10 protein-coding genes are annotated in these 13,366 nt (G+C 44.6%); 7 read left to right on the top strand and 3 right to left on the bottom strand.

Annotation, left to right across the window (positions count from 1 at the left end):
* Window positions 1-225: 225 nt before the first annotated feature.
* On the bottom strand, window positions 226-3,504 hold the full coding sequence (carB, locus tag JMY08_RS11585; RefSeq protein WP_201593462.1) for a carbamoyl-phosphate synthase large subunit: 3,279 nt from the start codon (window positions 3,502-3,504) through the stop codon (window positions 226-228).
* A gap of 130 nt (window positions 3,505-3,634) precedes the next feature.
* Window positions 3,635-4,867 carry a glutamine-hydrolyzing carbamoyl-phosphate synthase small subunit gene (gene carA / locus JMY08_RS11580; RefSeq protein WP_201593461.1) on the bottom strand — a complete coding sequence of 411 codons (1,233 nt, stop codon included), beginning with the start codon at window positions 4,865-4,867 and terminating at the stop codon, window positions 3,635-3,637.
* 472 nt (window positions 4,868-5,339) lie between these two features.
* Between carA and JMY08_RS11575 the strand changes: the two genes are divergently transcribed.
* From JMY08_RS11575 to JMY08_RS11560, 4 genes are all read left to right on the top strand, one after another.
* The gene (locus JMY08_RS11575) at window positions 5,340-5,876 is read left to right on the top strand and encodes a gamma carbonic anhydrase family protein (RefSeq protein ID WP_201593460.1); all 537 of its coding nucleotides are present in this window, start codon (window positions 5,340-5,342) and stop codon (window positions 5,874-5,876) included.
* 131 nt (window positions 5,877-6,007) lie between these two features.
* Complete coding sequence (locus tag JMY08_RS11570) at window positions 6,008-6,718, top strand: HAD family hydrolase (protein ID WP_201593459.1); 711 nt, start codon at window positions 6,008-6,010, stop codon at window positions 6,716-6,718.
* Window positions 6,719-6,833: 115 nt separating this feature from the next.
* A protein-coding gene (gene prfB, locus JMY08_RS11565) for a peptide chain release factor 2 (protein ID WP_141629700.1) occupies window positions 6,834-7,929 on the top strand; the annotation gives its coding sequence in 2 pieces (ribosomal slippage) (window positions 6,834-6,905 and window positions 6,907-7,929; 1,095 coding nt in all).
* A gap of 44 nt (window positions 7,930-7,973) precedes the next feature.
* A complete protein-coding gene (locus tag JMY08_RS11560; protein ID WP_201593458.1) occupies window positions 7,974-8,258 on the top strand; it encodes a pyrimidine/purine nucleoside phosphorylase in 285 nt (94 codons plus the stop codon).
* A gap of 149 nt (window positions 8,259-8,407) precedes the next feature.
* Here JMY08_RS11560 and JMY08_RS11555 read toward each other — a convergent pair whose 3' ends face one another.
* Window positions 8,408-8,860: a GNAT family N-acetyltransferase gene (locus tag JMY08_RS11555; RefSeq protein WP_201593457.1), complete on the bottom strand. Its 453-nt coding sequence runs from the start codon at window positions 8,858-8,860 to the stop codon at window positions 8,408-8,410.
* Window positions 8,861-9,041: 181 nt separating this feature from the next.
* Here JMY08_RS11555 and JMY08_RS11550 point away from each other — a divergent pair, with 181 nt between their 5' ends.
* The 3 genes from JMY08_RS11550 to JMY08_RS11540 all read left to right on the top strand — a co-directional run bounded on the left by JMY08_RS11550 (window position 9,042) and on the right by JMY08_RS11540 (window position 13,284).
* Window positions 9,042-10,160, top strand: a complete 1,119-nt coding sequence (locus tag JMY08_RS11550) for a DNA topoisomerase IB (RefSeq protein WP_201593456.1) — start codon at window positions 9,042-9,044, stop codon at window positions 10,158-10,160.
* A gap of 331 nt (window positions 10,161-10,491) precedes the next feature.
* The gene (locus JMY08_RS11545) at window positions 10,492-12,207 is read left to right on the top strand and encodes an AMP-binding protein (RefSeq protein WP_201593455.1); all 1,716 of its coding nucleotides are present in this window, start codon (window positions 10,492-10,494) and stop codon (window positions 12,205-12,207) included.
* 297 nt (window positions 12,208-12,504) lie between these two features.
* Entirely contained in the window at window positions 12,505-13,284 is a 780-nt protein-coding gene (locus JMY08_RS11540; RefSeq protein WP_201593453.1) for an SDR family NAD(P)-dependent oxidoreductase, read from the top strand.
* Window positions 13,285-13,366 lie beyond the last annotated feature (82 nt).

Genomic DNA, 13,366 nt, shown 5'->3' with positions numbered 1-13,366 from the left:
ATCTGTCAATTATAAGTCATTAATTTCAATACCATACGCACTTAAGCTTACGTAATAAAAAGCATAGTCGCAGTTTAGCCACTATGCTTTTGGGTCTATCATGTTGCTTTTTGGTTCTACCATGTCAAAGGTATCGTCTTTAAGCACTGTTGTCATGTTAAAACGATTAATCAGTCTCGAATAAGCGATTGAGTAAGCCTAACGGTTATGCTTAATCTACTGAAATTATTCAGCCACGTCAATAGTCTTTGCTTGCTCATGCAAATCTTGCAGTTTGTAAACTTCAAATGGCAAGTCAATCGCATAAGATTTACAAACTGCATCTGCCGCACCCAAGGTGGTGACATAGAATACTTTGCCTTGTAGCGCGCTACGGCGAATAGAGAACGAATCCTCTTGTGCCTGCTTACCTTCAGTCGTGTTGATGATAAGGTCGATCTTGCCATTTTTCAAGGCGTCAACGATATGCGGGCGGCCTTCAGTGACTTTGTTAATTTGCTTGCACTCAATACCAGCGTCGCTCAATATCTTTTGCGTACCCGTGGTTGAGACGATGTTAAAACCAAAGCCTGCGAGCTGACGAGCGATAGGGGCGATTTGCGATTTGTCGCTATCACGCACCGAGATAAAGACGGTTTTGGTTTCGCCTTCAGTCGGCAAGCCTGGCAAACGCTCATTACTACCGATGACCGCTTTGTAGAATGCTTCGCCAAAGGTTTTGCCCACACCCATGACTTCACCGGTTGATTTCATCTCAGGGCTCAAGATTGGATCAACACCAGGGAATTTAGCAAACGGGAATACCGCTTCTTTGACCGCAAAGAATGCCGGAACAATCTCAGTGGTAAATCCTTGGTCTTTTAATGAGGTGCCAGCCATACAGCGAGCAGCAATCTGTGCTAACGACGTACCGATACATTTAGAGACAAACGGTACGGTACGGGCAGCACGTGGGTTTACTTCTAAGATATAAACCGTTTCACCTTTTACCGCAAACTGTACGTTCATCAGACCGATGACACCAAGCTCTTTTGCCATGGCAACCGTTTGCGCGCGCATGACATCGCATAACTCTTTAGATAACGAGTAAGGCGGCAATGAACAGGCTGAGTCACCAGAGTGAACGCCCGCTTGTTCGATATGCTGCATGATACCGCCAATCACCACATCGGTGCCGTCGCTCACACAGTCAACATCGACTTCGATAGCATCATCCAAAAAGCGATCGAGCAATACAGGGGCTTCGTTTGATGCTTGTACCGCAGTACGCAAGTAATGTCTGAGCTCATCTTCGTTATAGACGATTTCCATCGCGCGACCACCTAGGACATACGATGGGCGTACAACCAATGGATAGCCAACGTCTTTTGCCTTGACCAAACCATCTTCTAAGCTCGTCGCCAAGGCATTGGTTGGTTGAATAAGATTCAGTTGCTGAATCATATGTTGGAAGCGTTCGCGATCTTCTGCGCGGTCAATCGCATCAGGGCTCGTACCAATAATTTTGACGCCAGCAGCTTCAAGAGCACGAGCAAGTTTCAAAGGTGTTTGACCACCAAACTGTACGATCACGCCATCAGGGTTTTCGATACGGACGATTTCTAGCACGTCCTCTAATGTGATTGGCTCAAAGTAGAGACGGTCAGAGGTGTCATAATCGGTTGAAACCGTTTCAGGGTTACAGTTGACCATGATGGTCTCGTAGCCGTCTTCGCGCATGGCAAGGGCTGCGTGTACACAGCAATAGTCAAACTCGATGCCTTGACCGATACGGTTAGGACCGCCACCGATGACCATAATTTTCTTGTTATTGGTTGGATTGGCTTCACATTCACTATCGTACGTTGAGTACATATAAGCGGTGCTGGTGGCAAACTCTGCCGCGCAGGTATCGACGCGCTTATAGACTGGATAGACGTTTAAATCCCAACGCTTTTTGCGTAGCTGCTTTTGTGAGATACCAAGCAATTTAGCCAGACGCAAATCTGACAAGCCTTTACGTTTAAAGCTGCGTAGGTTTTTCTCATTTAAGCCACCAAAGCCTAACGCTTTAACTTGCGCTTCGGTTTTCACGATGTCTTCGATTTGTACCAAGAACCATGGGTCGATTTTGGTTAAGTTAAAGACCTCATCGACGCTCATACCGATACGGAAAGCATCCGCAATGTAATAAATGCGTTCAGGCGTTGGAATGGTTAAGCGATTATGAATCTCGCTACGAGCTTTGTCAGTACTAAGGCTACCGTCTTTGATAGCGGCAAAGTCAATTTGCTCATCAAAACCATCATTGCCAGTTTCCATACCGCGTAACGCTTTTTGCATCGATTCTTGGAAGTTACGACCAATCGCCATGACTTCACCAACCGACTTCATCTGCGTTGATAAAACACTATCGGCTTGCGGGAACTTCTCAAAGTTAAAACGTGGGATTTTGGTGACGACATAATCAAGCGCAGGCTCAAAGCTGGCTGGCGTTTTGCCACCAGTAATGTCGTTTTGCAATTCATCTAGCGTATAACCAACGGCTAATTTGGCCGCGATTTTTGCAATCGGGAAGCCAGTGGCTTTTGAGGCTAGGGCAGACGAGCGTGATACACGTGGGTTCATCTCGATGACGACCATGCGGCCCGTATCAGGGTTGATACCGAACTGTACGTTTGAGCCGCCTGTCTCAACACCGATCTCACGTAGCACTGCCAAAGAAGCATTACGCATGATTTGGTATTCTTTGTCTGTCAAGGTTTGTGCTGGTGCAACTGTGATAGAGTCGCCTGTGTGCACACCCATTGGATCAAAGTTCTCAATCGCACAGATGATGATGCAGTTGTCGTTTTTGTCACGAACCACTTCCATCTCGTATTCTTTCCAACCGATTAGTGACTCATCGATAAGTAGCTGATGGTTTGGTGATAAGTCAAAACCGCGCTCGCAAATCTCGATGAACTCATCGCGGTTATAAGCGATACCACCACCTGAGCCACCCATGGTGAATGATGGACGAATGATACACGGATAGCCCATTTTTTCTTGAGTCGCAAAGGCTTCTTCCATGGTTTCGGCAGTTTCAGCGCGTGGACACTCAAGGCCGATACGTTTCATGGCTTTATCAAATAAGTTGCGATCTTCTGCCATCTCGATCGAGTCTTTGGTCGCGCCAATCAACTCGCAGTTGTACTTGGTCAATACGCCATGCTTGTCCAACTCTAGTGCACAGTTTAGAGCGGTCTGTCCGCCCATGGTTGGCAAAATAGCATCAGGACGTTCTTTGGCGATGATTTGCTCAACCGTTTGCCACGTGATCGGCTCGATATAGGTGGCATCCGCCATGGTAGGGTCAGTCATGATGGTCGCAGGGTTTGAGTTGACCAAGATGACGCGGTAACCTTCTTCTTTTAGTGCTTTACACGCCTGCGCGCCTGAGTAGTCAAACTCACATGCTTGGCCGATGACGATAGGGCCTGCGCCAATGATAAGAATGCTTTTTATGTCGGTACGTTTTGGCATAATTAGGGCTACCTTCGTTTAAGTGATGTTTTAATGGAGGTGTACATAATGGTTTTATATGCTGCCGCTTGAACCACTATTAATGATCCAAGCCTTCAGGCAGCTTGCTTATCTTTTTTTCAGTAATGGCTTAAGCTTTAGCAGTTGCCATCATATCTGCAAATTTATCAAACAATGGCGCGCAGTCATGCGGACCAGGGCTGGCTTCTGGGTGACCTTGGAAACTAAAGACTGGCTTGTTGGTCAGCTCAATCCCTTGGTTGGTACCATCGAATAATGAGCGATGGGTAGATTTAACGTTGTCTGGTAGCGTGTCTTCATCAACCGCAAAACCATGGTTTTGACTGGTAATCATAACCGTGCCAGTTGCCAAGTCTTGTACTGGATGGTTAGCGCCATGATGACCTGTTTTCATCTTGATGGTGTTTGCACCGCTGGCAAGTCCAACCAGCTGATGACCTAAGCAGATGCCAAACGTTGGAATGTTAGTTTGTTCAATAATATGACGCACCGCATCGATGGCATAATCACAAGCAGCAGGGTCACCAGGACCGTTTGATAAGAAGATACCGTCTGGATTCATTGCTAGCACGTCTGCGATAGGCGTTTGTGCTGGTACGACCGTTACATGGCAGCCGCGATCAACCAGCATACGTAGGATATTGGTTTTGGTGCCAAAGTCATAAGCGACCACATTGAATTTGTGCTCAACGTGCGTGTTTAATTGCTTAAAGAAACCACCTGTACCACTATCATGGCTGCCAACAGCATCACGGTTAAGTAGGGTATCTGATAAGTCCCATGAACCCGCTGTCCATTCGAAGTTCTCTTTAGTGCAGCATTCTTTTGCCAAGTCCATGCCTTCGATACCAGCAAACGCTTGCGCCAGTTTAATGGCTTGCTGCTCGTCATCTGTGCTGATAGTCTCGCCGTTAGAGGCGGTCATGATACAGCCGTTTTGAGCGCCTTTATCACGTAGTAGGCGAGTCAATTGACGCGTATCAATTTCAGCGATAGCGACGGTATTATGACTCTGCAAATAGTCGCTTAATGACTCTGAGTTACGAAAATTTGAAGTAACCATGGTGGCATCACGGATAATAAGACCATCTGCCCAAACTTTGTGACCATTGCCAGACTCTGTGTCCTCGCTATTAGTACCAGTATTGCCAATGTGCGGATAGGTGAGGGTGACTAGCTGACGCGCATAACTTGGGTCAGTTAGGATTTCTTGATACCCTGTCATGGCTGTATTAAAAACCACCTCACCGACACGATGACCGAGACTGCCGATACTGATACCACGAAAAATCGTACCGTCTGCTAATGCCAAAATTGCTTGTATTTCTGCCGATGAATTCAAGGGTTGCCTCCGCTATTATTGGTGAGTGCCATCATGTTTTGCTGGTCGAAATATTGCTCCGTATCCCTTTATTTACGGTATCTGACTATTGCCATATAAAGGTAATAAAAGGGCGATATACAAAATTTTTCCACAAAAAAGCGAGAAGACATTATTGATGAAAACTACAAAACCCACTAGATAGTGAATAGGTAACTTGCATCATGTCCGCTCGCTTAGGCACAGATTTTGCGTATTATATACAAAATAGGGTGCTATGGCTAGCCGATTCCTTGGATTAATAGTCATTATATAGGCAATAACAATAAATCAGAAAATAGCCTAAGTAGCCATAAATTATTTCTTCTTTTATCAAATTCGAAATCAAGCGTCCATTAATAGCGCTGGATTTTAGCAGTGGGCTTTGCCACAATGGACAGCGCAGCGATAAACCCAATTTTTATAACTATAATGAAGATGACAAGGAATCGTTATGATTTATCAATATTTAGACAAAACCCCTAAGTTTGCAGTGCCATTCAACGGTTGGGTGGCAGACTCAGCACAAGTGATCGGTGATGTATATTTAGGGCATAAAGCCAGTGTGTGGTTTGGTGCGGTGATACGCGGCGACGTTGGTCACATTCATATTGGTGATTATAGCAATGTGCAAGAAAACAGCGTTATTCATACTGATTTAGGTATCGCAGCCAACATTGGTGATTATGTCACTGTTGGTCACCTAGCCATGCTACATGGTTGCGAGATCGGTGATAACAGTTTGATTGGCATTGGTGCTGTGATACTTAATAATGCCAAAATTGGCAAAAACTGTCTCATTGGGGCCAAAGCTTTGATTACTGAAGGTCAGATTATTCCAGACAATTCACTGGTGATGGGCGCGCCTGCAAAAGTCGTCAAGACGCTGACCGATGAACAAGCCGCCATGCTAAAAATGTCAGCACACCACTATGCTCAACTCTGTGAGACTTATAAGGAAGGTCTGACTGAAATAGCGATGCCGGATTAACGGGATAAGATGGTTCTGGTTCGATTTGAGCCGTGATTTAATTGACGGTCTTATTAGGGCGTGTCCTAAACTACTTATATTTTTTCTTCAGTTCTTGGTATTTTTTTAGCAAACAACGATAAGGTCTCACCATGCAGGAAAATCCAGCACAAAACCAACCAAAGCCACAAAAACAACTGGCACTATTTGATTTAGATCACACACTACTCGATGTCGACAGCGACTATCTATGGGGTGAGTATATCGTCAATAATGGGCTGGTAGATGAGGCGCAATATCGCACGGCTAACCAAGCATTTTACGAACAGTATATCGAAGGTACGCTAGATGCCACAGAATACAATGAATTTGTCGCGCAATTTTTGACCACATTGCCATTGGCACGGTTGCATGAGCTGCGTGAAGACTATATCAAAAGCGAAATCGAGCCGCATATTCGCCCAAAAGCGATGGAAGTACTGTGTCAGCACGTTGAGCAAGGGCACAATGTGGTCATTATCTCTGCGACCAATGATTTTGTGGTCTCTGCCATTGCCAAACGTTTCGGTATTGAAGCTGCCAATGTGTTATCAACACCGCTCGAGATAAAAGACAATCGCTATACAGGTAAGTTAGCGGACAAGCCCAATTTTAAAGAAGGTAAGATATATCATCTAGACAAATGGGTGAATAAGCAGCAGTTAGCTGGAGTTACCTTTGATAAAACCTATGCCTACTCAGACTCCAAAAACGACATTCCGTTGCTCGAATGGGCAGATGTGGCGATTTGTGTGTCACCTGATGATGCCCTGCATGCACATGCGTTAGCGCATCGCTGGGCAGTGGAAGACTGGTCAATTTAGGCAACCTAAAGCGCGTTAACGTAGAGGCAATGAGAATTAACGAACCATTTAGCATCAATCTCATTTAAAATAGCGGCAGATTCGTTAGACACTTATTTAAAAAACAGGAATATTTATGGAAATCAATCCGTATCAAGAACAAATTAAAGATTTATCAGAGCGTGGGCAGGATTTGCGGAGGTATCTTTGACTTCGATGGTAAGCAAGAACGCTTAGAAGAGGTCAATTTAGAATTAGAAAACCCCGATATTTGGAACGATCCAGAGCGTGCGACCAAAATTAATAAAGAAAAAAGTCATCTTGATGGAGTCATCGATGTCGTCGTTTCGCTTGAGACCACATTAGAAGATGCATCCGCTATGCTAGAGCTGGCGGTAGAAGCAGAAGATGAGTCGTTGCTTGCTGACGTGCAAAGCGAGCTGGATAATGCTGAAAAACGCGTTGCTGATTTAGAGTTCCGCCGGATGTTCAGCGGTGAGATGGATCCGAATAACTGCTACCTAGATATCCAGTCAGGCAGTGGCGGTACCGAAGCGCAAGATTGGGCAGAGATGCTGCTGCGTATGTATACGCGCTGGGCGGAAGCGCATGGCTTCAAGGTTGACGTTATAGAAGTATCATCAGGTAGCGTCGCTGGTATTAAGTCAGCAACGATTGAGATTAAAGGTGACTATGCCTTTGGTTGGTTACGTACCGAAATTGGCGTCCATCGCTTGGTACGTAAGTCACCATTTGATAGTAACAATGGTCGTCATACTTCATTTGCTGCCGTTTTTGTCTCACCTGAAATTGATGATAATATCGAAATTGACATCAATCCAGCGGATTTGCGTATCGATACTTATCGTTCATCGGGCGCAGGTGGTCAGCATGTGAACACGACAGATTCTGCGGTGCGTATTACCCACGAGCCAAGTGGCGTGGTAGTGACTTGTCAGAACGAGCGTAGTCAACATGGTAACAAAGCCACCGCGATGAAAATGCTACGTGCTAAGCTCTATGAGCTAGAGATGCAAAAGCGTATGGAATCCCAGCAAGCGGTCGAAGATGGCAAGTCCGACGTCGGTTGGGGCAGTCAAATCCGCTCTTATGTGCTCGATGACTCGCGTATTAAAGATTTGCGTACTGGCGTCGAAACCTTTAACACCGGTGCGGTACTAGACGGCGACCTTGATCAGTTTATTGAAGCAAGTCTAAAAGCGGGACTATAAAGAGCGTTTTAAAATATTAATCAAAATTTACTTAAGGAAAAATTATGCCAAGCGTTAATAATTATTTTGATGATAAAGTAACTTCTATTGCTTTTCAGACATCGACTAAGCCTGCGACTGTAGGCGTCATGTCCATTGGTGAGTATGAGTTTGGCACCAGCGAATTTGAGACCATGAGTGTGGTCAGCGGTGCACTAACTGTCAAGCTACCAGAGAGTGACGAGTGGCAAACCTTTAATGCTGGTGAGCAATTTACCGTTGAAGCCGATAAAAAGTTCAATGTTAAAGTAGAAGTCGAAACCGCTTATTTATGTGTGTATGGTAAATAATAGTCTCTAAGTTTTAGTCTTATCAGAACAATCAACGCCAAGTATTTTATGCTTGGCGTTTTTTTGTGAGTATTTTTTGAGAGAGATTTAGTTATCTTTAGCCCATTTAGGTGACTATCGAGTGAATTGAAGACACGTCCTAATCAAGGTTATAAGTTTTTACGGTATTGCACCATATCCGTTTGGGTGGCGATTGCGTCATAGAGTTTACGCGCTGCGATGTTGCCTTCTTGAGTGGTCCAATAGACACGGTTGCAGTCTTTTTTATTGGCAAAGTCATAGACCTGTTCAATCAATGCGCGTCCTACGCCTTGCCCACGTACAGATTCATTAACGTACAAGTCCTCCAAGTAGCAACATTCGGTACTATTCCAAGTATTGGGGTGCAGCACCACATGGGTAATACCTACCAGCGTATCAGCCTGCCATGCTCCAAATCCATAAATATCTACATTGCTATCTAGCAAATTGCGCCATGTTGTATCAGTCGTGCTCATTGGCAAATTGGTTTCATAAAATGTTAGATAGCGTTGCCACAACACTAACCAAAGGTCGTAATCTGCATTAGATAATGGCATGATTTTTATAGAAGGATTTTCCATAGGTTTTTACTCGGTTTTATTGATAGACATATGTTTAATTATAACTCAGTAAATCATAATTGATAAGCATTTTATGGTGCAGTTTTTACACAGCATTACACTTTGTCTGTGTCAAATAAACAGCAAAAATAATCGCAGTTAATTATGCTAAAACAATTACTTTTCAAAGGTGTAGGACTCTATGACTAAGGCAGGCGAGCAGACAATGATAAGAGATGTGCGCCATGATTATGAGTATCTTGCCAGCCGCGCTAACCTGCGTTATGTGAGTGACGATGAGCCAGGTTATGCGCGTAGACGTTGGGGTCGTGGTTTTACTTACCGTGATGCAACGGGCGAAACGGTCAAAGATAAAGCGTTGCGCCAGCGATTTGATGCGTTGGTGATACCGCCAATGTGGTCAGAGGTTTGGATCTGCCAAGATGAAAAAGGCCATCTACAATCGACAGGACGAGATGAAAAATCCCGTAAGCAGTATTTGTATCATCCGTCATGGAATAACATTCGTGATCAAGCCAAATTCGATGCGATGATAGGCTTCGCAGAGGCGCTACCCAATCTACGAGCACAGGTCGAAAAAGACTTAGAGGCAGAATCATTGTCTCGTACCAATGTGCTCGCCGCAGTGGTTAAGCTACTTGAGACCACCTTGATTCGTATCGGTAATAGTCGCTATGCCAAGCAAAATAAAAGCTATGGGCTAAGCACATTACGTAGCAAACACGTGAGCGAAACAGACACTGGACTGGCATTTGATTTTGTCGGAAAAAGCGCAAAGGAGCATCATATTGAGCTGCAAGACGAGCGTTTGATAGATATTGTGCAGGCATGTTCTGAGTTGCCGGGTTATCAGATATTCAAATACTTAGATGACGATGGACATAAGCAAGTCGTCGACAGTGCCGATATCAATGATTATTTGCGAATGCATACTAGCGGTATGGACTGCGAGAGCAAACTATATAGTGCAAAGGATTTTCGCACATGGATGGCAAGTGTGCTCGCAGCAAGCTATCTACATGACGAGCTACAAACGATAGCAGGCGCTAGCATACTTGCCAGTGCGCCAGAAAGCGCTGAGCGTCAAAAGCTGGTCACTGATATGGTAAAAAGCGTGGCAGCAGAGCTGGGTAATACACCGACCGTATGTCGTGCCTCATATATTCATCCCATTGTCATTGAGCGTTTTTTGGCAGGGCAGTTTTTTGAGCCTTACAAACAAGCCCGCCGTGGACGGACGAAAAAATATCAAAGTTGTGAAGAGAAAGCCTTACTAGGATTCTTGAGCGCTGACGTTTAAGTGTACCCTTTTAAATATAGGCGTTTAGGAATTTATGTTTAAGTGCTGATACTCCAGTACTGATGTTTTAATCAATGGCTCAAGAATGGCTGTCATACATGACTATCGTAGTTTTCTCTGCTTATCTATAACTCATTAATAATAATGAGTTATAGATAATTTTTATCTGCATGAAATAAAAATGATACGTTATGTATTGAAATAAATGCAAAAATGCGTTACTAATAGAGCATGATAAATACGAACATATTAAACGGTCTATAGGATGTGGCCGTTTTACAATCATAAACACCATTTTACCCGTTACCTGCTATTGCTAAAGGATTAGCTTATGAACACCGCCTCCCAAACCGCTACGATCGCTGATATAGACGCTTCAGTTACGCCAAAAAATTATACCGATTATTATAATAACTTCGACATGAATACACTGCTGTCAGAAATCTTTGGCGAGCATGTAGATGATCGTTTAAATGCCTATATGGCTTGCTGTGGTCGTCATGTACGTGATGGCCGAGCTGACAATGCCGCGCTAGTACACGAAGATACTGCGGGCAACATAACGCGCATGAGCTTTGGTGAGCTTGATAAAGCGAGCGCTCAAATTGCTAACTTACTACAGTCGTATGGCGTAAAAGCGGGTGATAAGGTAGCGACTATGCTACCGCGTACGCCTGAGCTGCTCACTGTCGTATTGGCAACATGGCGCATCGGGGCTGTATACCAGCCACTATTTACCGCTTTTGGCTATGATTCGATCAAATATCGGATGGACAAGGCCGACACCAAGGTTGTATTTACCAATCTAGATAACCGCAGCAAGTTTGAAGATTTGGCTGAGCAAACCAAAATGGTATTGGTCGGCAGTATAGAGGATGCTCAGACATGGGGTGACGATCATTATAGCCAGTCTATGGAAGCACAGTCGCAAACAATCGAACCCGTGATGCTCGATACCGATGCGCCATTTTTGCAGATGTTTACCTCAGGCACGGTTGGCAAGTCAAAAGGCGTGAGTGTACCATTGGCTGCATTACCTGCCTTTTACTTGTATATGCGTTATGCCATTGACCTACGTGAAGACGATCATTATTGGAACATGGCTGATCCCGGTTGGGCGTATGGTCTATACTACGCAATCACAGGTCCTCTATTACTTGGCGTTACTACGTATTTTAATGAAGCGGGCTTTGATGCTGCCAATACACGTGATTTTATGGTGCGCCATCAGATCAACAATTTGGCCTCTTCACCAACCGCCTTCCGAATGATGAAATCTAGTGGCATTTTCGACAATGTTGATGAAGACGCTCATAAGGATACCAATGCCAAGTTATCTCTACGCTGTGCCAACTCAGCAGGGGAAACGCTCAATACCGAAGTCGTCAGCTGGGTAGAAACCTATCTGACGTGTCAAGTGAAAGACCAATATGGGCAAACAGAGACAGGCATGACGTGCTGCGCTCATCATGCACTGGCGCATGAGTGTCCAGTTGGCTCTATGGGTATGGCACTGCCAGGGCATACGCTCGTCGTATTAGATGATGATATGAATGTACTGCCGGATGGTGAGCAAGGGCAGCTAGCCGTTGTGGTCAGTCAGTCACCCGCGTTTTATTTTCAAGGGTACAGCTGGAATGAGAAGCAAGCCTTTGCAGATGATTATTACTTAACAGGCGATGTGGTTGAGCGTCATAATGACGGTAGCTATTGGTTCTCAGGACGTGATGATGACATCATTATCACCGCAGGTTATCGTGTAGGGCCTACCGATGTCGAAAATACCGTATTAGAGCATGAAGCGGTTGCAGAGTCAGCAGCAGTTGGCGTGCCAGATGAAGTGCGTGGACATACAATCAAGTCTTATGTGGTGTTAAAAGATGGCATCGAAGGCTCTGAAGAAATCGCTCAGCAAATTAAAGATTTGGTACGCAAGCGTCTATCGACTCATGCTTATCCGCGTGAGGTCGAGTTCGTGAGCGAACTACCAAAAACCCCAAGTGGTAAGATTCAACGCTTTTTGCTGCGCAGTCTATCTGCCGGATAAGGACGTTTTGCAATATATAGTATTAGGGCGCGTCATCAATTAGCACATGAATACATTTAGTGGTCTTAAAATGGCTAAATTTAGCCAAACATCGTCAGAAATCTTGTCAATATGTTCATATTTACGGCAATTTCTTCCTTGTTTGGCTGCAATTTTCCTCAGTTTAAGCCTCACAATCTAAATGATGACACGCCCTAGATAGCATTTCGTTAAAATAGAGATTCTTTATGATGAGGCTATTTAACATAAGCTGATTAACAATGAAAATATCAAATAATAAATAGTTAAGGAACATTCATGCAAATTCAAAAAAACAGCTTTTTGGTCACAGGTGGTGCATCAGGATTGGGTGAAGCAGTGGTTCGTGCGTTAGTCGCTCAAGGTGGCAACGTTATTATTGCTGACTTGAATGAATCAGCTGGGCAAGCATTGGTCAACGAGCTGGGAGATAACGCACGTTTTGTACGTTGTGATGTCACCAGTGGTGAGGAGGTGCAAGCGGCTGTTGCCGTTGCAGAAGAAGCGTTCGGCGCTCTCCACGGCTCGATCAATTGCGCAGGTATCGCTGTCGTACAAAAGCTGCTAGATCGTGAAAACAATCCAGCAGATCTTGAGGCTTTTAGCCGCGGGGTTAATATTAATCTGGTCGGTTCATTTAACGTAGCGCGCTTAGTCGCGTCTAGTATTGCCAAGAGAGTGGCTAATGCCAATAACGTAGAAAAGAATATAGATCAAGGTATTATTATTAATACTGCGTCTATTGCGGCCTTTGACGGGCAAATGGGGCAGGCGAGTTATGCATCGTCCAAAGCTGGTGTCGTCGGTATGATGTTGCCACTGGCTCGTGAGCTGGCACGTCACGGCATTCGAGTGATGACTATTGCACCCGGTATTTTTGCCACACCAATGATGGATTCGATTCCCGAAAAGGCGCGTGAGCAATTAGAGTCTGGCGTGCCTTATCCTAAACGTTTGGGTGATCCTAATGAATTTGCCAAACTGGTCACCCATATTATTGACAATGCCTACCTAAATGGTGAAGTCATTCGTCTTGATGGTGCCATTCGTATGGTCTAATGATATTAGGGTCTGTTGAACATTCAAATGTGGTACTGGCAGTGGCTATTTTTTAGACAATACGCAGTGAAATTTTTGACGC

The organism is Psychrobacter sp. Pi2-51 (genome assembly GCF_904846665.1).
In the GTDB taxonomy this organism is placed as follows: Bacteria; Pseudomonadota; Gammaproteobacteria; order Pseudomonadales; family Moraxellaceae; genus Psychrobacter; species Psychrobacter glaciei.
The sequence above is the reverse complement of the archived record's forward strand: the minus strand, read 5'-3'. Positions and strand labels throughout refer to the sequence as shown.